Annotated in this window: 18 protein-coding genes; 17 read left to right on the top strand and 1 reads right to left on the bottom strand. The window is 45.9% G+C overall.

Going from position 1 to position 18,504, the window contains the following annotated elements; genetic code table 11:
- The first annotated feature begins 310 nt into the window (after positions 1-310).
- The 7 genes from ACFP56_RS20350 (at position 311) to pssA (ending at position 8,566) form a co-directional block, all read left to right on the top strand.
- On the top strand, positions 311-772 hold the full coding sequence (locus tag ACFP56_RS20350; RefSeq protein ID WP_379238092.1) for a CtsR family transcriptional regulator: 462 nt from the start codon (positions 311-313) through the stop codon (positions 770-772).
- 20 nt (positions 773-792) lie between these two features.
- Positions 793-1,320, top strand: coding sequence for a UvrB/UvrC motif-containing protein (locus tag ACFP56_RS20355; RefSeq protein WP_379238094.1), 528 nt, complete (start codon positions 793-795; stop codon positions 1,318-1,320).
- A gap of 37 nt (positions 1,321-1,357) precedes the next feature.
- Positions 1,358-2,440 (top strand): protein arginine kinase, encoded by a 1,083-nt coding sequence (locus tag ACFP56_RS20360; RefSeq protein ID WP_379238096.1) that lies wholly within the window; start codon positions 1,358-1,360, stop codon positions 2,438-2,440.
- On the top strand, positions 2,437-4,881 hold the full coding sequence (clpC, locus tag ACFP56_RS20365; RefSeq protein ID WP_379238098.1) for an ATP-dependent protease ATP-binding subunit ClpC: 2,445 nt from the start codon (positions 2,437-2,439) through the stop codon (positions 4,879-4,881). Before ACFP56_RS20360 ends, clpC begins: the two co-directional genes overlap by 4 nt.
- A gap of 428 nt (positions 4,882-5,309) precedes the next feature.
- Positions 5,310-6,677: a DNA repair protein RadA gene (radA, locus tag ACFP56_RS20370; protein WP_379238100.1), complete on the top strand. Its 1,368-nt coding sequence runs from the start codon at positions 5,310-5,312 to the stop codon at positions 6,675-6,677.
- 11 nt (positions 6,678-6,688) lie between these two features.
- Complete coding sequence (gene disA, locus ACFP56_RS20375) at positions 6,689-7,765, top strand: DNA integrity scanning diadenylate cyclase DisA (protein WP_379238102.1); 1,077 nt, start codon at positions 6,689-6,691, stop codon at positions 7,763-7,765.
- 75 nt (positions 7,766-7,840) lie between these two features.
- A complete protein-coding gene (gene pssA, locus ACFP56_RS20380) occupies positions 7,841-8,566 on the top strand; it encodes a CDP-diacylglycerol--serine O-phosphatidyltransferase (RefSeq protein ID WP_379238104.1) in 726 nt (241 codons plus the stop codon).
- Positions 8,567-8,631: 65 nt separating this feature from the next.
- Here pssA and ACFP56_RS20385 read toward each other — a convergent pair whose 3' ends face one another.
- Positions 8,632-9,027 (bottom strand): DUF1573 domain-containing protein, encoded by a 396-nt coding sequence (locus tag ACFP56_RS20385; RefSeq protein ID WP_379238106.1) that lies wholly within the window; start codon positions 9,025-9,027, stop codon positions 8,632-8,634.
- A 144-nt stretch (positions 9,028-9,171) separates the two neighbouring features.
- Here ACFP56_RS20385 and ACFP56_RS20390 point away from each other — a divergent pair, with 144 nt between their 5' ends.
- The 10 genes from ACFP56_RS20390 to sigH all read left to right on the top strand — a co-directional run bounded on the left by ACFP56_RS20390 (position 9,172) and on the right by sigH (position 18,266).
- A complete protein-coding gene (locus tag ACFP56_RS20390) occupies positions 9,172-10,263 on the top strand; it encodes a PIN/TRAM domain-containing protein (RefSeq protein WP_379238108.1) in 1,092 nt (363 codons plus the stop codon).
- 49 nt (positions 10,264-10,312) lie between these two features.
- Positions 10,313-11,023, top strand: coding sequence for a 2-C-methyl-D-erythritol 4-phosphate cytidylyltransferase (gene ispD / locus ACFP56_RS20395; RefSeq protein WP_379238110.1), 711 nt, complete (start codon positions 10,313-10,315; stop codon positions 11,021-11,023).
- The gene (ispF, locus tag ACFP56_RS20400; protein ID WP_379238112.1) at positions 11,020-11,505 is read left to right on the top strand and encodes a 2-C-methyl-D-erythritol 2,4-cyclodiphosphate synthase; all 486 of its coding nucleotides are present in this window, start codon (positions 11,020-11,022) and stop codon (positions 11,503-11,505) included. Before ispD ends, ispF begins: the two co-directional genes overlap by 4 nt.
- Before the next feature lie 54 nt (positions 11,506-11,559).
- Positions 11,560-13,020, top strand: a complete 1,461-nt coding sequence (gene gltX / locus ACFP56_RS20405) for a glutamate--tRNA ligase (protein WP_379238114.1) — start codon at positions 11,560-11,562, stop codon at positions 13,018-13,020.
- 557 nt (positions 13,021-13,577) lie between these two features.
- Positions 13,578-14,270 carry a serine O-acetyltransferase gene (cysE, locus tag ACFP56_RS20410; protein WP_379238116.1) on the top strand — a complete coding sequence of 231 codons (693 nt, stop codon included), beginning with the start codon at positions 13,578-13,580 and terminating at the stop codon, positions 14,268-14,270.
- Positions 14,271-14,285: 15 nt separating this feature from the next.
- On the top strand, positions 14,286-15,698 hold the full coding sequence (gene cysS / locus ACFP56_RS20415; protein ID WP_379238118.1) for a cysteine--tRNA ligase: 1,413 nt from the start codon (positions 14,286-14,288) through the stop codon (positions 15,696-15,698).
- A gap of 9 nt (positions 15,699-15,707) precedes the next feature.
- Complete coding sequence (locus ACFP56_RS20420) at positions 15,708-16,124, top strand: Mini-ribonuclease 3 (protein WP_379238120.1); 417 nt, start codon at positions 15,708-15,710, stop codon at positions 16,122-16,124.
- 15 nt (positions 16,125-16,139) lie between these two features.
- Positions 16,140-16,895 carry a 23S rRNA (guanosine(2251)-2'-O)-methyltransferase RlmB gene (gene rlmB / locus ACFP56_RS20425; protein WP_379238122.1) on the top strand — a complete coding sequence of 252 codons (756 nt, stop codon included), beginning with the start codon at positions 16,140-16,142 and terminating at the stop codon, positions 16,893-16,895.
- A 6-nt stretch (positions 16,896-16,901) separates the two neighbouring features.
- Complete coding sequence (locus tag ACFP56_RS20430) at positions 16,902-17,438, top strand: NYN domain-containing protein (protein WP_379238255.1); 537 nt, start codon at positions 16,902-16,904, stop codon at positions 17,436-17,438.
- Between the two features lie 171 nt (positions 17,439-17,609).
- Positions 17,610-18,266 carry an RNA polymerase sporulation sigma factor SigH gene (gene sigH / locus ACFP56_RS20435; protein WP_379238124.1) on the top strand — a complete coding sequence of 219 codons (657 nt, stop codon included), beginning with the start codon at positions 17,610-17,612 and terminating at the stop codon, positions 18,264-18,266.
- The last annotated feature ends 238 nt before the right edge of the window (positions 18,267-18,504 follow it).

Genomic DNA, 18,504 nt, shown 5'->3' on the forward strand with positions numbered 1-18,504 from the left:
CCGCAGGGTCCTGGGAGAGTAGGACGTTGCCAAGCACGAGGAAAGTCTACTGCGTTGCAGTAGGCTTTTTTTGTTGTCTTGAGCATAGAAAGAAACAAAATAGAAAAAGTAGATTTTTATGAAAAAGCAGGTATATTTGCCTCAATAAAGAATCATCCTAATAAAGAGTAGATTTAAATAAATTGAATTGTCAGAAAAATAGAATGGGAGATATTGACCTTCTCCATAATTTGAGTATAATTATGATTAAGGTCAAAGAAAGTCAAAGTCAGTAGACCTAACTGTTTATCACAAGAGAGGAGGTTGGTCAGTGCGTAACATATCGGATCTCATTGAACAGTATTTGAAGCAATTGCTTGAGTGCAGCGGTGATGGTGCTGTAGAGATTCAACGCAATGATCTAGCCGAAAGATTTGCATGTGTTCCCTCTCAAATCAATTATGTCATTAGCACGCGTTTTACGCTTGAGAAGGGATACGTCGTTGAAAGCAAACGTGGCGGTGGCGGCTATGTACGAATTCAGCGTGTGGAGCTGCCAACATTAAAAGGCATTCAGCTGCATATTGATCAAGCGATTGGCAAGGAAATTGATCAAAATTATGCAGAGGGTCTTATTTATCAGTTGGAGGAAGCAGGGCACCTTAATAAGCGTGAGGCAAATTTATTGCGGGCAGCTGTACATCGAGACACACTGGCGATTAAGCTGCCACAGCGAGATGAGCTAAGAGCAAGGCTACTGAAGTCGATGCTCGTAACGCTGCTTTTGAAATAAGGGCAAGGAGTTGAGTTGCGATGATCTGTCAAGAATGTGGAAAGCGGCCATCAACACTGCATTTCACCAAAATTGTTAACGGTGAGAAGACGGAATTTCATATATGTGAGGCTTGTGCGCGGGAGAAGGGCGAAGGCATACCAGGGGCACCGAACAGCTTCTCGATTCATAGCTTACTGTCAGGCATCCTTGATTTTGATACAGTGGCTAGCAAAGGGTTCGACAACTTACAGCCCCAGGAATCGATGCGCTGTGAGACCTGTGGCATGAGCTATGCACAATTTAGTAAAATAGGCCGATTCGGCTGCAGCGATTGTTATGAAGCATTTGGTGAGCGGTTGAATCCGTTAATTAAAAGAATTCATGGCAATACCAAGCACAGTGGGAAAATTCCCAAGCGTACGGGGCTAAAGGTACAGTGTAAGCGGCAAATTGAACAGCTTCGTGTAGAGCTCCATCGCTATATTGAAGCAGAGGAATTTGAAAAGGCCGCAACAGTACGTGATCAAATTCGCGAGCTTGAGCGTAAAATGCAACAATCTTCTTAATTTTAATGATAAGTTGAATGAAATCGGGGTGAGCAAGGTGACAAATCATCGATTTTCATCAGATGCGCTTAGTGACTGGATGAAAGGAACAGGACCAGAATCCGATGTCGTAATTAGCAGCAGAGTACGTCTTGCGCGCAATCTTAGACATCAGCCATTTCCACTGCTTGCAACGACCGCTCAGTCAAGCGAAGTGCTAGAGCAGTTAACAGCAGTAAGCGCAAGTGGAGGCTTGGATCATTTTGGACCATTTACAACGATTTATTTGAAGGATATAAGCGAGCTTGATAAGCGGGTATTAGTCGAGAAGCATTTGATTAGTCCGAATCTAGCCAATGAATCGCGTGCAGGTGCCGTTGTCCTTAGTCAGGATGAAGCAATCAGCATTATGATTAATGAAGAGGACCATTTGCGCATACAATGCTTACATCCAGGCTTTCAAATTCGTGAAGCATGGAAGATTGCCAACGATCTCGACGATTGTTACGAAGCAGCGATCGAATTTGCATTTGACGAGCAGAAGGGCTATCTAACTACTTGCCCGACCAATGTAGGCTCAGGGCTGCGAGCTTCTGTGATGATGCATCTGCCAGCTCTTGTATTGACCCAGCAAATCAATCGTATTTTATCGGCTGTTTCTCAAGTAGGATTAACCGTACGCGGTCTGTACGGTGAAGGCAGCGAGGCATTAGGCAACTTATTTCAAATTTCCAATCAGATTACGCTTGGACAATCCGAGGAAGAAATTATAGATAATCTATATGGTGTTGCCAAGCAAATTATTGAGCACGAAAAGGCTGCGCGCCGCAAGCTGATGAACGAATCGTATCGTCGGCTTGAGGATCGGATCAAGCGTTCCTATGGCATATTAAGCTACGCATCGATTATGGATTCGAAGGAAGCAGCACAGCGTTTATCTGATGTAAGACTTGGTGCAGACCTTGGCATTTTGCCGCAGGTAGCTCCACATGTATATAATGAACTGCTTATTATGACACAGCCAGGATTTTTACAGCATCAGTTTGAAGAAATGCTATCCCCTGAGGATCGCGATATCAAACGTGCTGAGTTAATTCGAGAACATTTGAATACATTTGAACATGGAGGTGCATCTCAATGATGTTTGGACGATTTACTGAACGTGCACAAAAGGTTCTGGCATTAGCACAGGAAGAAGCTGTTCGTCTCGGTCATAACAATATCGGGACAGAGCATATTTTATTAGGCTTGATTCGTGAAGGCGAAGGAATTGCTGCTAAAGCATTGCAAGGTCTTGGACTTGGGCTGGAAAAAATTCAGGATGAAGTGGAAGCGCTAATTGGACGCGGTCAAGAGCAGCCGAACAATATTGCTTACACACCTCGCGCGAAAAAAGTAATTGAACTGTCCATGGATGAGGCTCGCAAGCTTGGCCACACATATGTTGGGACTGAGCATATCCTTTTAGGTTTAATTCGTGAAGGAGAAGGCGTAGCAGCCCGTGTGTTGAACAATTTGGGTATTAGCCTGAATAAGGCGCGCCAGCAAGTGCTGCAGCTGTTAGGAAGCAGCGAGGCGGTTTCCAGTCATCAGCATACTGCGACCAATGTAAGCACGCCTACACTTGATGGCTTAGCAAGAGACTTGACAGCCAGTGCCAAAGAAGGCAATCTTGACCCGGTAATTGGCCGCTCCAAGGAAATTGAGCGTGTCATTCAGGTACTAAGCCGCAGAACGAAAAACAACCCTGTGTTGATCGGTGAACCAGGGGTAGGTAAGACAGCGATTGCTGAAGGACTTGCGCAAAAGATAATTGCGAATGAAATTCCTGAAACATTGCGCGACAAGCGTGTCATGACGCTTGATATGGGTTCTGTGGTTGCAGGTACGAAGTATCGCGGTGAATTTGAAGACCGCTTGAAAAAAATAATGGACGAAATTCGTCAAGCCGGAAATATTATTCTGTTCATTGATGAGCTGCACACATTAATTGGTGCAGGCGGCGCAGAAGGGGCAATTGACGCTTCGAATATTTTGAAGCCTTCACTTGCTCGTGGTGAGCTACAATGCATCGGTGCAACAACGCTAGATGAATATCGCAAATATATCGAAAAGGATGCAGCGCTTGAGCGTCGTTTCCAGCCGATTACGGTAGATCAGCCGTCTGTTGATGAAGCCATTCAAATTTTACATGGCTTGCGCGATCGATATGAGGCGCATCACCGTGTGAAAATTACAGATGAGTCAATCGAGCAAGCGGTTAAGCTGTCTGATCGCTATATTACAGATCGCTTCCTGCCGGATAAAGCGATTGACTTGATCGACGAGGCGAGCTCACGCGTACGCTTGAATACGTACACTGTACCGCCAAATCTAAAAGAGCTTGAAACTCGCTTGGAAAATATCCGCAAGGAAAAAGATGCAGCTGTGCAAAGTCAGGAATTTGAAAAAGCTGCTGCACTTCGTGATACCGAGCAAAAAATTCGTGAAGAGCTGGATACAACGAAAAATCAATGGAAAGAAAAACAAGGCCGCACCGACTCTGAGGTAACACCTGAAGATATTGCGCAGGTTGTTGCTAGCTGGACTGGTATTCCGGTTGTGAAGCTTGCAGAAGAGGAAACAGAGCGTCTGTTGAAAATGGAAAGCATACTGCATGACCGCGTAATTGGTCAAGAAGAGGCGGTAAAATCTGTTTCTCGTGCGATTCGCAGAGCTCGCGCTGGACTTAAGGATCCGAAGCGTCCAATTGGCTCCTTCATTTTCCTTGGGCCAACTGGTGTTGGTAAAACAGAGCTTGCGCGTGCACTAGCAGAAGCAATGTTTGGTGACGAGAATGCTGTTATTCGTATCGATATGTCCGAATATATGGAGAAGCATGCAACCTCTCGTTTGGTTGGAGCGCCTCCGGGATATGTTGGGTATGAAGAAGGCGGTCAATTGACCGAGAAGGTACGCCGCAAGCCATATTCAGTTGTCCTTCTTGACGAGATAGAAAAAGCGCATCCTGAAGTATTCAATATCTTGTTGCAAGTGCTTGAGGATGGACGCCTAACCGATTCCAAAGGTCGCGTTGTTGATTTCCGCAATACACTAATCATTATGACGTCTAACGTGGGTGCTGATCAAATTAAACGCAACTCCACGCTTGGCTTCACAGCTGTTCATGATGCAGGACGCGAGTTTTCAGCGATGAAGGATAAAGTTATGGCAGAGCTTAAAAAGAGCTTCCGTCCTGAGTTTATTAACCGTATCGATGAAACGATTGTGTTCCATTCACTAGAAGAGGAGCATATTGCTCAGATCGTTTCCTTGATGGCAGAGGATCTGTCGAAACGCTTGAAGGAGCAGGAAATCGAGTTCAGTCTATCAGATTCCGCGAAGAAGTTCCTGGCGAAGGAAGGATTCGATCCACAATACGGTGCGCGTCCGTTGCGTCGTGCCATTCAGAAGCATATTGAGGATCGCCTATCCGAGGATCTGCTAATGGGCTTGATTCAAAAAGGCGACAGCTTCATCATTGACGAAAAAGATGGCGAGCTGATCGTTAACAAAAATGTAAAAGCAGCGGCTGAAAATTAACACTTCTAACGAGTACGTAGATCACAAGTAGAGAGATGCAGAAGCAACGCGCATTATGCAAGTTAAAAGCTTGAGTGACTATCAAAATGCAGCTTGCCGTCGTCATCACGATGCTTGCAATCATGTTTGTAGATAGAACTTGGCATGAATAGCAGCTATTTGTGCAAGTATACAAAATTTTATAAAGAGCACCCTGTCTAATCCAGAATGTCGGGTCGTTAAGCAATATGCACAAGTGAGCATATTTAACGATTTTGATCGTTTCTGAACTAGTGCAGGGTGTTTTTTTATTTCATTCGTTTCAGTAGTTATCGTAGTCATTTACTAAAAAGATTGGAGCAGTGAACAAATGTCGTGCAGAATGTCTCTTTTGCTTGAAACTAGATAATGGTAAGATAAATGTAGTGTCTAATGAGAGGGAGTTTAGCATGGCTAAAGTAAAAGTTAAATTCGCCTGTACGGAATGTGGAACGGAGTCACCGCGGTGGATGGGAAAATGTCCAGGCTGTCAGGCTTGGAACACGATGGTGGAATTCAAGGAAACCGTTTCAAAAACAAAAGGAGTCGGACTCTCCGGAATTCATACGAAAGAAAAACCAACTTCTATCATACATATAGAAAGTGGGAAGGAACCTCGGATCGAGACGTCCATGCTGGAGCTTAATCGAGTTTTGGGTGGTGGCGTCGTTCCAGGCTCGCTTATTCTTGTAGGTGGAGATCCGGGTATCGGGAAATCAACGCTGCTGCTCCAGACTTCGCACGCGCTCGCAGCCAAAGATCTCAAGGTGCTGTATATTTCTGGGGAAGAATCTGTACGCCAAACTAAGCTAAGAGCCGATCGCCTTGGCGCGTTGTCGGAGCATTTGTATGTACTATGTGAAACGAATATGGAGCATATTAATGATGCGATTGATCAGTTGGAACCAGATTTCCTTGTGATTGACTCGATTCAGACGGTCTATGATCCAGGTGTCGAATCCGCACCGGGCAGTGTGGCACAGGTACGTGAATGCACGGCACATTTTATGCGTGTCGCAAAGCAAAAAGGGATTGCGACCGTTCTCGTTGGACACGTGACGAAGGAAGGCGCAATTGCTGGTCCACGATTGCTGGAGCATATGGTGGACTGTGTGCTTTATTTTGAAGGTGAGCGTCATCACACCTATCGCCTGCTTCGTGCCGTTAAAAATCGTTTCGGATCAACCAATGAGATTGGCATATTTGAAATGGGAGAGGAAGGGCTTCGTGAAGTAAGCAATCCTTCGGAGTTATTCTTGTCGGAACGGTCACTTGGCGTATCGGGTTCTACTGTAGTAGCGAGTATGGAAGGAACTCGACCTGTGCTGGTTGAGCTGCAGGCGCTTGTCGCGCCAACGAACTTCCCCTCGCCGCGACGGATGTCTACGGGCATCGATCATCATCGCATGTCGCTTATTATTGCAGTATTGGAAAAGCGTATGGGAATGTTTTTACAAACACAGGATGCTTATTTGAATGTGGCGGGTGGTGTGAGGCTTGATGAGCCTGCTGTCGATCTTGCTGCTGCAGTATGTATTGCATCGAGTTTTAAAGATGCGCCGACAAAGCCGGATGATGTTATTTTCGGAGAAATTGGACTGACGGGCGAAGTTCGAGCAGTTTCTCGCGCTGAACAGCGTGTGAAGGAAGCAGCCAAGCTCGGGTTCAAACGCATCATTATGCCTCAAAAAAGCTTAAAGGGTTGGACACCACCTGCCGATATAAAAGTTATTGGGGTTAGTACCGTAGCAGAAGCATTGAAAGCAGCATTGGAATAAGGGGGAACAGCATGAAGGAAAGCAATCAGCAGGAAACGATGAACAATTTGTTACAACTAGTGGCGCCAGGCACCCCTTTTCGAGATGGGCTGGAAAATGTGCTGCGTGCTAAAACTGGAGCGTTGCTCGTCGTTGGATACAGTGAGGAAGTGATGGAAGTTGTGGATGGCGGCTTCTATATAAATTGCGAATTTTCGCCTAACTACTTATATGAGCTGGCAAAAATGGACGGAGCCATTATACTGAGCGAGGACCTGAAGCGTATCTTATATGCGAATACTCAGCTTATCCCAAATAGCTCGATTCCTTCAACGGAAACGGGTATTCGTCATCGAACCGCAGAGCGGGTAGCCAAGCAAACAGGCAAATTAGTGGTATCTATTTCACAACGCCGTAATATTATAACATTATACCAAGGTTCACTCCGTTATTCGCTTAAGGACATGGGCTTTATTTTAACGAAGGCGAATCAGGCGATACGTACGCTTGAGCGTTATCAGAGTGTGCTTGGGCAGGCGCTTACGAATTTATCAGCATTGGAATTCGAAGAGCTGGTAACACTGCAAGAAGTTGCATATGTACTTCAACGGTGGGAGCTTCTTCAGCGCATTAAGACAGAAATACTACGTTATGTCAATGAATTGGGGACCGAAGGCCGCTTAATTCGGATGCAGATGGAAGAGCTAATTGTCGGCCTGGAGGAAGAAGGATTGCGCTTGATGGCCGACTATATTAAAGATTATACACCTCAAAAGGTAACAGAGCTTCAGGCAAATTTGAAGCGCTTGAATAATGAGGAATTGCTGGATGCGCTTAACATTGTTAAGCTGCTCGGCTACTCCTCCAGCATGCTTCAAGGTGATGAAGCTGTATCTTCGCGCGGGTATCGGATATTAGCGAAAATTCCACGTTTGCCACAGGGTATTATGAACAATTTGGTTGAAAGGTTTGGCAAGCTTTCGGTTATATTATTGGCATCCGCTGATGAATTAGATGCTGTTGAAGGCATAGGAGAAGTCCGGGCGCGATCGATTCGCAATGGGCTAAGACGGATACAGGAGCAAGTGTTCATTGACAGACAAATCTAAAACCCCTACAATTAGTTGAATGCGCTGCAACTGATAATATTGTAGCGAATGGTGTGGAAAAATGAGGTGGAGAAGATGATTAGCAAGTCAATACCGAGTCTCCTTACGCTTGGCAACCTATGCCTTGGCGTGCTCTCAATATTGCTAGTTTTTAACGATTATTCCGGCATGGCTGCTATTATGATTATTATTGGCATGCTGATAGATGGTATTGACGGGCGCGTGGCGCGTGCGCTTAATGCACAAAGTGAATTCGGTAAAGAATTAGATTCGTTAGCAGATATCATTACGTTTGGTGTGGCACCAGCCTTTATTATGTATGTCGTTGCACTTCAGGACGTGGCACCAGCTATATCTTGGATCGTTACTGCGTTATTTCCAATATGCGGAGCACTTCGTTTGGCTCGCTTCAATGTTAAGGCAAGTGCGCCAGGCTCATTTACAGGTTTGCCGATTCCGGCAGCGGGCTGTATACTGGCAACTGTTGCATTATTCAAGGAGGATGTTGCACCACTTGTATTTATCGTTACGTCGATTGTACTTGCCTTGTTAATGGTAAGCAACATCCGTTATCCAAGCTTCAAGGGCATTGGGATTCCAAGAAAAACATTATGGATCGTTCCCATTATTATTGTTATTGCGCTTGTAGTTGGCATATTGTTTGAAGAGCACTTATCAAAAGTATTTTTTATTCCTTTAATTCTGTATGCGCTGTATGGAGTGAAAAAGTCGCTTAATCGTCGGATGAAGCGAAAGAAGCGTGAGACACAGGAAGAGGAGCAATCTGAAAAGCACGCATAATTTTGATAGAATAAGGTTTAAATAAGGATGCAAAAAGCAGAGGCCAAGCGGCCTCTGCTTTTTGTTTATGTTAGATTGAACAATCCTAGCGTACTGCATGTTTGCGATTCTTTTTCCAAAACATCGGGCAACGCAATGTCAAGCTGCGTGCATAGTGCGGTCAGGTAGAACAAATTTCGTCCTATTGCCTGCTGTACAAGCTCCTTGCAATGCTCACATAATTCACCTGTAACATGATTGGAGATACGCTGCTGCGCAACGTCTAATGAATCCACCTCGTGAAACGGCTGCTTAGAGGCATGAAGCTCAATGCAACCACAGTCTGTAATCGACTTCGTAACGGTACGATTAATGGAGGCACTTGTTTGATCCAGCTTGGACATAATATCAAGTACACTGCGGTGACGAAGCAATAGCTGCGATACTTGATCTTGAAATTGCTCTAAAGCGTGAGTAGACACAATGTTCACCTGCCTATTGAGATTGGAATTGCATTTATTATAAACAAATTACAAGAAGATTTCCACTTTGTGTAACTTTGTTGCAATCATACGATTAACGAATGAAAAAATTGCTAATAATTGTAATGGAGGTGAATCAAACCTATGAAAAAAATATTAACAATTATAGGGATTTGTATTGGTGCAATGATAGGAGCGGAGATGTCCAGCTGGTTCAATGCAGCACCTGCCTGGAGCAGTTCATCGAATCCATTCCTACAGCAATCAGGCACTTATTACATGAATGTAGCAATTGGAGCGTTTCTGGGATGGATGCTGTCAACGATTTTGTCTAAACCGTTGCTGCAGCTGTTGAACAGCGGTGTAAAGCAAACAGAAGGCATGCCGCTCAGAAAGCTGCTTTCAGCAGTTGGGGGCTTGGCCATTGGGCTTTGCTTGGCAGCACTCATTTATCCTGCAATTGCAATGCTTGGTGGCTTATGGAAGCTGTTGCCGGTCGGGATCGCACTGCTGTGCGGATATGCAGGCATGCAGATTGGGATGCGCAAGCAAGATGAGCTTGCCGATGCGATGAAGCAGCTGATGGAAAAGCCGAAGGTTGTTGCAGCAGGTGAGGTAAAAGGCTTTGAAGAGCATAAAATTTTGGATACAAGCGTGATTATCGACGGGCGCATTGCGGATATTTGCAAAACTGGCTTTATTGAGGGTACGCTTGTCATTCCAGAGTTTGTACTGGAGGAGCTGCAGCATATTGCGGATTCGTCTGATTTGCTGAAGCGCAATCGCGGGCGCCGCGGTCTTGATATTTTGAATAAAATTCAAAAGGAGCTCGATGTCCATGTTTTGATCTACGAGGGAGACTTCGAGGAAAACAACGAAGTGGACAGCAAGCTTGTTAAGCTGGCCAAGCTGCTCTCAGGCAAAGTGGTGACGAACGACTTTAATTTGAACAAGGTGTGTGAGCTGCAGGGCGTGTCCGTGCTCAATATTAATGATCTGGCTAATGCGGTTAAGCCAGTTGTGCTGCCAGGTGAGGAAATTGTCGTTCAGGTAATCAAGGACGGCAAGGAACACGGTCAAGGCGTAGCGTATCTTGATGACGGCACGATGATCGTTGTAGAGGGCGGCCGGGATTATATTGGGCATACGATGGAAGTGCTTGTAACAAGCGTTTTGCAAACTTCTGCAGGAAGAATGATATTTGCTAAGCCAAAGCTGTTGGAAAAAGCGCTATAACAAGGTATGATAATACTATTGTATAGAATCGCTTAAGGCAGGTATCGATATGATGGAACGGTGGGGAGTTGTCATCGTAGCTGCAGGTCGCGGCAAACGAATGGGAACAACGGAAAGCAAACAATATTTGCAGCTTGGCGGAAAGCCAATTGTCGTACATACGCTTCAAAACTTTCAAGAAATGGCATTTATCGATGAAATTGTCTTAGTAGTAGGTGCGGATGATATTGCACGTTGTGAAGCATGGTGTGAGCAGTATCGCATTACGAAGATGAAGGCAATTATACAAGGCGGAGCAGAGCGACAACATTCGGTTCACGCTGGACTGAGGCTCATTGAATCTCCATGGGTTATGGTGCATGACGGTGTTCGGCCATTTGTGTCAGAGCAAGCGGTTGTTCGTTGCTGTCAGCAAGCTGCAGCTCACGGGGCAGCGGTACTTGCTGTTCCTGTAAAAGATACAATCAAGCAAGTGAATCAAGATGGTGTGATAACAGCAACTCCTGATCGCAAAAGCTTGTGGGCCATTCAAACCCCGCAAGCTTTTCGTCATGACTTATTGCTGGAGGCACATGAAGCGGCTCAGCAGGTTGGTATGCTTGGTACGGATGATGCAAGCGTTGCGGAATGGAGAGGCGCAACAGTTGTCGTCGCCGAAGGGGAGTATACGAATATAAAAATAACGACGCCAGAGGATTTGCCATGGGCGGAATTACTATTGCAGCAAACAGCTGCGAATGAAAGGGGAAAAACGCAATGATTAGAGTGGGACAAGGCTTTGACGTGCATCAGCTGGTAGAGGGCAGACCGCTCATTATAGGCGGCGTTCACATTCCGTATGAGAAGGGCTTGCTCGGTCATTCCGATGCTGATGTGCTGCTGCATACGATTTCCGATGCGATTTTAGGTGCTTTGGCGCTTGGCGATATCGGCAAGCACTTTCCGGATACCGATGCTGCTTATAAGGACGCGGATAGCGTCGTGCTGCTGCAAAAGGTTTGGGAGATGGCCCAAGAAAGAGGCTACCAACTTGGCAATGTAGATGCTACAATTATTGCGCAAAAGCCTAAAATGCTCCCTTATATTCCGGCAATGATTGAGGTTATTGCGAAGGTGCTTTGTGCTGAGGCTTCACAGGTAAATGTGAAGGCGACGACTACGGAGCAGCTAGGCTTCACTGGACGAGGCGAAGGCATTGCTTCGCAGGCTGTTGTGTGTCTGATTAAAAACAACGCTGTTTAATTTGTTGATCGATCGGTTCATCAGCCGAACTGATCAGATTAGGAGGAATATAGGATGTCACAAGAAATTAGAGTAAGATACGCGCCATCGCCAACTGGTCATCTACACATCGGCAATGCAAGAACGGCCTTATTTAATTATTTATTTGCCCGTAATCTGGGCGGCAAGCTTATTATTCGTATTGAAGATACTGATGTGAAGCGCAATGTGGCAGGCGGCGAGGAAAGCCAGTTGAAATACTTGAAGTGGCTTGGCATTACTTGGGATGAGAGTATTGATATCGGAGGCGAATACGGTCCGTACCGTCAAACAGAGCGCCTGGACATTTATAATAAATACTGGCAGGACTTGATTGACCGCGGCCTTGCTTACCGCTGCTATTGTACAGAGGAAGAGCTGGAGAAGGAGCGCGAGGAGCAAATGGCTCGCAGTGAAACACCACGTTATTCTGGCAAGCACCGCAACCTGAGCGAGGATGAGATCAAAGCGTTTGAAGCAGAGGGTCGTGTGCCTAGTATTCGATTTAAAGTGCCGGAAAACCGCACGTACACGTTTGATGATATGGTGAAGGGTACGATTACTTTTGATACTGCGGAGATGGGGGATTTTGTAATCGTTAAGAAGGATGGCATTCCTACGTATAACTTTGCAGTTGTCATTGACGACTATCTTATGAAAATCAGTCATGTGCTGCGCGGTGAGGATCATATCTCGAATACGCCTAGACAGCTTATGATCTATGAAGCATTCGGCTGGCAGGCGCCGCAGTTTGCCCATATGACGTTGATTGTAAATGAGCATAAAAAGAAATTAAGCAAGCGCGATGAGTCGATCATTCAATTTATTGAGCAGTACGATCAACTGGGCTACCTGCCTGAAACGCTGTTTAACTTTATTGCGCTGCTTGGCTGGTCGCCAGAGGGCGAGCAGGAAATGTTCACGCGCGAGGAGCTTGTTCAGGTGTTCGATGCTTCCCGCCTGAGCAAAAGTCCAGCAGTTTTCGATACAAACAAGCTCGCATGGATGAATGGCGAGTATATGAAGGCAGCTAGCGTAGAGAGAGTTACGGCGCTATGTCTTCCACATTTGCAAAAGGCAGGCTTAGTAGAGGAGCAGTTGGATGAAGCAAAGCAGGAATGGGTTACTGCGCTTGTTGCCCTTCATCAAGACAAGCTGCGCTCTGCCTCTGAGATCGTAGAGCTAACGAAGCTGTTTTTTGCCAGCGAGGTTGCAGATGAGCCCGAGGCAGCTGAGGTGCTTGCAGAGGAGACGGTTCCTGCTGTATTGGGTGCTTTCCTTACTGAGCTCCAGGCTGATGGTGCCGACTTTACGGTGGATGGCATCAAGGGTATGATCAAGTCGGTACAAAAATCTACAGGCTGCAAGGGCAAGGCGCTATTTATGCCAATTCGTGCTGCCATTACAGGTCAAACGCATGGACCTGACTTGAACCAATCGCTCGTGCTGTTGGGCAAGGATAAGGTTGTAGCTCGTCTGCAGGCTCGCTTGGCTTAAGTGACGTGCACGTTGATAGCAGTTGGAGTTTAAGCCTTCGTCAAGAAGTGATGATGTCATCGAATAGATGCGACCGATTGTTAGTCGCAAGTCAAGAGGTCTTGTCACTGCAAGATGGTTTAGCTATACTTAGCATATCTAGTACCTATAACAATAAAGCGTTGAACAGGAAAAGTACGTTATCTCACGATGTTCAGAGAAGGCAATCGTCAGGAGTCCAGCAAAATATGCTGCTGCTGTGGGCTGGAAGTTGCCTCGTCGTCATAACCGAACATGCACCTGGGAGCATTGTCCCGAGCTTCTGCTCTAAGCAGCAGGAGGGTAGGACACAACGTATCATCTGCGTTAAAGATGTGAAGATAATAGTGGCATGCACCATGCTGCTATTAAGCAGAGTGGAACCGCGAATTTTACGCCTCTGCAGCTTAAGGCTGCAGAGGCTTTTTATGTATTTAGATATGTGATCACTTAGGTTTACTCCCTTAGATGAATGCTACCCGCTGCAGCGTAAATGGCTGCACATTGTTATTGTGATCACAACATTAGGGGGAAATAGCATGTTCCGGCACATGAAATCAGACATACAGGCTGTATTGGACAACGACCCAGCGGCCAGAAGTAAATTTGAAGTTATTTTTACGTATTCCGGACTTCATGCCATCTGGTCTCACCGAATCGCACACGCTTGCTATAATAGAAAGTGGTATACACTTGCGCGGATTATTTCGCAAGTCAGCCGATTTTTTACGGGAATAGAAATTCATCCGGGCGCCAAGATTGGCCAGAAGCTGTTTATTGATCATGGCATGGGTGTCGTGATTGGAGAAACCTGTGTGATCGGTGATGATGTCGTGATCTATCAGGGTGTAACGCTTGGAGGGACAGGGAAGGAAAAAGGAAAGCGCCACCCTACCATCGGCAATCATGTCGTAATAGGCTCAGGTGCTAAGGTGCTTGGATCGTTTACGGTTGGCCACAATTCCAACATTGGCTCTAATGCAGTAGTGCTGCGTGAGGTTCCAGAGAACTGCACCGTGGTCGGCAATCCGGGCAGAATTGTGAGAAGAAACGGTGAAAAGGTGCGTGATCGCCTTGATCATACCCAGCTTCCCGACCCTATTATTGAAATGCTAAGAGAGATGCAGCAGGAGATTGATCGCTTGAATGATAAGGTTAAGTCATTAAGTGCCAAATCGCTGGATGGTGAAGATCAACATGAGCAGCTCGTTCTTGCGAAAGAAGAGAAATGATGCGGAGGTATCGTAATGTCAGTGGTATTATATAATTCGCTAACACGTCAAAAGGAACAGTTTAAGCCGATTGAAGCGGGCAAGGTGCGTATGTATGTGTGCGGCCCAACAGTGTATGACTATATTCATATCGGCAATGCAAGGCCTGCTATCTTCTTTGATGTCGTTAGACGTTACTTGGAATATGCCGGCTATGAGGTCCAGTATATCTCGAATTTTACGGATGTCGATGATAAGCTGATTAAGAAAGCAAATGATCTGGGCTTGACCGTACCAGAAGTGGCTGAACGTTATATTGAAGCCTATTACGAGGATATTGAGGCGCTTGGTATTCGAAAGGCAAGCTTGAATCCGCGGGTGATGGACCATATGGATGAGATTATTGCATTCATTGCAGAGCTTGTGAAAAAGGGGCATGCTTATGAAAGCGGTGGTGATGTTTATTTCAAAACGTCCTCCTTCGCCGATTATGGCAAGCTTTCACATCAGAATCTGGAGGAGCTGCAGCATGGCATTCGCGTAGAAATTGGAGATCGCAAGGCTGACGCTCAGGACTTTGTGCTGTGGAAATCAGCAAAGCCAGGCGAGATCAATTGGGATAGTCCGTGGGGCAACGGCCGACCGGGCTGGCATATTGAATGCTCTGCCATGGCGCGTAAATATTTAGGCGATACGCTTGATATTCATGGCGGAGGTCTTGATCTGCAATTCCCGCACCATGAATGTGAGGTGGCTCAATCGGAATGCTTGACAGGAGAGCAATTCGCTCATTACTGGATGCATAATGGCTACATTCATATCAATAATGAAAAAATGTCCAAATCTCTTGGCAATGGCATAACGGTGCATGAGCTGGTGAAGACAGTGAAGCCGCAAGCGATTCGTTATTTCATGCTGGCTACACATTATCGCAGTCCGCTTAATTTTAGTGACGATACCATCGCGCAGGCTGTGAACAGTGTAGATCGCATTCATAACTGCTATGCAAACTTGCAGCATCGCTTGGAGCTTGCGGGTACTGCCGGAGCGGAAGATAAGCCTGCTGAAGCACTCGCAGCGGAGCTGACTCGCATAGAGCAGCTGTTCACATCTAAGATGAATGATGATTTCAATACGCCGGATGCGATTACTGCCGTATTTGAATTGGTGACGCTTGCTAATACGAAGATGCAGGATGCTGCACTAAGCGCAGCCGCACTTCAAGCATTAAAGCAGCAATTTGATCGTTTTGATCTAGTGCTTGGCCTGTTGCAGCCTACACAGGGCGATGAAAGTCTTGATGCTCAGGTTGAAGCGCTAATTGCCGAGCGTACAGAAGCTAGAGCGAATAAAAATTGGGCTAGAGCGGATGAAATTCGTGATTTGCTCAATGCTATGAATATTGTGCTTGAGGATACACCTCAGGGCATACGTTGGCGTCGTAAGTGAGTGTGAATGATGAATAATAAACTGGCAATACACAAACCAAGCAAGCAGGCTTCGCTGATCAATCCAATCGCGCTAGCTTATATCGGGGATGCAGTATACGAGCTGCTTGTCAGACAGTATCTTCTCTCGCAGCCTAATCACAAGTCTCATCATATGCATAAGGCTGCGATCAGCTATGTGTCCGCCAAGGCGCAGCGTTCCATGCTGGAACGCTTGCTGCCTCATTTGACGGAGGAAGAACAGGATATTGTGAAGCGGGGGCGCAACACCAAGTCGGGCGCTCCTCCAAAGAATGCTGATATGATTGATTATCGCCATGCAACAGCATTAGAATGTCTGATTGGCTATTTGTATGTGGATGAGCGAATTGAGCGCATTACAGAGCTATTCCGAGTCGGGCTTGGCGAAGATACTAATGAGGAATAGAAAGGGTGAACAGGGATGTCGGAAAGTCATAATGTTGAAGGATTGATTGCAGGCAAGCATCCTGTACTGGAGGCGCTGCGCTCAGGCCGTGAATTGAATAAAATTTGGATTGCAGAAGGTGCGCAAAAAAGCGTAACAGGCGCTATTCTTGGAGAAGCCAAAAAACAAGGGATTATCGTCCAGTTTGTGGACAAGCGCAAGCTGGATCAGCTTGCACCTGGTGTAACGCATCAAGGTGTTGTTGCACAAGCCGCTGCTGCAAACTATGTAGAGCTGGAGGATTTGCTGCGCATCCCAGAGGAAAAGGGAGAAACGCCGTTTTTCATCATTCTTGATGAAATTGAGGATCCGCATAATTTGGGCTCGATTCTGCGTACTGCCGAGTGTACTGGCGTGCATGGTGTCATTATTCCGAAGCGTCGCTCCGTTGGCTTGACGGCAACGGTATTGAAGACGTCGGCTGGAGCCGCAGAGCATGTACCGGTTGCGCGTGTCACGAATTTGGCGCAAACGATCGAACGCATGCAGGAGCACGGGATATGGATTGCAGGAGCGGATGTAGCTGCGCAGGCAGATGTATATGCTCAAAAATTCGATATGCCGCTGGCGCTTGTCATTGGCAATGAAGCGAAGGGAATCGGACGCCTAATTAAAGAAAAATGTGATTTTCTTGTTAAGCTGCCGATGGCGGGCCGCTTGAATTCGCTGAATGCTTCCGTTGCAGCTGGTGTGCTTATGTATGAGGTGCTAAGACAACGTAGAGGTCTATAGCCTATGATGAATAGACGCAATGATGTGCTGCTTGTTGACGGCTACAACATGATCGGTGCATGGCCTGAGCTGAGTCGATTGAAGGATCACTCCTTGGAGGATGCTAGAGATGAGCTGCTTAATATGCTTGCAGACTTCCAAGGATTTTCAGGCATGCAGGTGTACGTCATTTTCGATGCGCACCAAATGCCTGGCATTGGTGCGACCTATCATCAGCATAAGCTCACGGTTGTTTACACCAAAGAGAAGGAAACGGCAGATGAATGCATCGAGCGGATTTGCTCAGAGTGGATTAGCCGCAGGCGAAATGTATATGTTGCAACGAGTGATATGACGGAGCAGCACGTTATTTTCGGACAAGGCGCACTTCGCATGTCGGCGCGTGAATTATTGATAGAAATTAAGGAAAATCATAAAGAAATAAAACAAACGATAACGAATCCTTCCACCAAAAAACGACATTCGATCGACAGTCGTGTTACCGATGACGTGTGGGCAAAGCTAGAGCGTATAAGAAGAGGTCAATCTAGTGAAGATCTATGACAAATTTCGTGTTTGTCGAAAAAATAACAAATGTTTCTAGTATTGATAAAAACTATATTGTTCATAGCGGCCAGTTTGGTTGACTGTAAAGCCTGTTGTCATGTATACTGACTCTATGTTTTATGCATATAAATCTAGCGGTGTACGCCTTGCAGGCCGGAGGGATGGGGTATGAGTATCGACCTCAAAGAATGGAGTACGCTTGAATATGACAAAAGCACGGACGAGGAAATCGTAGAAGCTGTTCGTGTGGGTGATAGTATAGCGCTGGAATTCTTGATCAATAAGTATAAAAACTTCGTGCGCGCGAAGGCTAGATCATACTTTTTAATAGGTGCTGATCGAGAAGATATTGTTCAAGAAGGAATGATAGGTTTATATAAAGCAATTCGCGACTACAAGGGAGACAAGCTATCCAGCTTTAAAGCCTTCGCTGAGCTTTGCATAACTCGCCAAATCATTACCGCGATTAAAACTGCTACTCGCCAAAAGCATATTCCTCTAAATTCCTATGTTTCTTTGGACAAGCCGATATATGATGAGGAATCCGATCGTACACTATTAGATGTTATATGTGGTACAAGAGTATCGGATCCTGAAGAATTAATTATCAATCAGGAAGAATTCTCGGGACTTGAAGACAAGATGGCTGAAATCTTGAGCGATCTTGAACGCAAGGTTTTGATGCTGTATCTCGATGGACGTTCTTATCAGGAGATTGCAGTCGATTTGAATCGGCATGTGAAGTCTATTGATAATGCGTTGCAGCGGGTTAAGCGCAAGCTTGAGAAGTATTTGGAAGTTCGCGATATGTCAGAGCACTTATAAAATTGAACATGCTAAACAAACAACGGACTGTCTTTGTTGTCTGAAATTTTCAGGCGCCGAAGACAGTCCATTGGTTTAATATGATCATAGTTTGGAACATAATGGGTATAGAGAGTTGAATGAACGAGCGATGGTCTGGCAGTCAGGGGATGTAAGGACTAGAAATGTTCATAAATTGCACACCCGAGACCGTTGTTTTGCGTTGACATGAGGAATGCCTTGTGCTAAAGTGTTTAGG

Origin of the sequence: Paenibacillus septentrionalis (assembly GCF_042659865.1) — a bacterium.
GTDB lineage: Bacteria > Bacillota > Bacilli > Paenibacillales > Paenibacillaceae > Pristimantibacillus > Pristimantibacillus septentrionalis.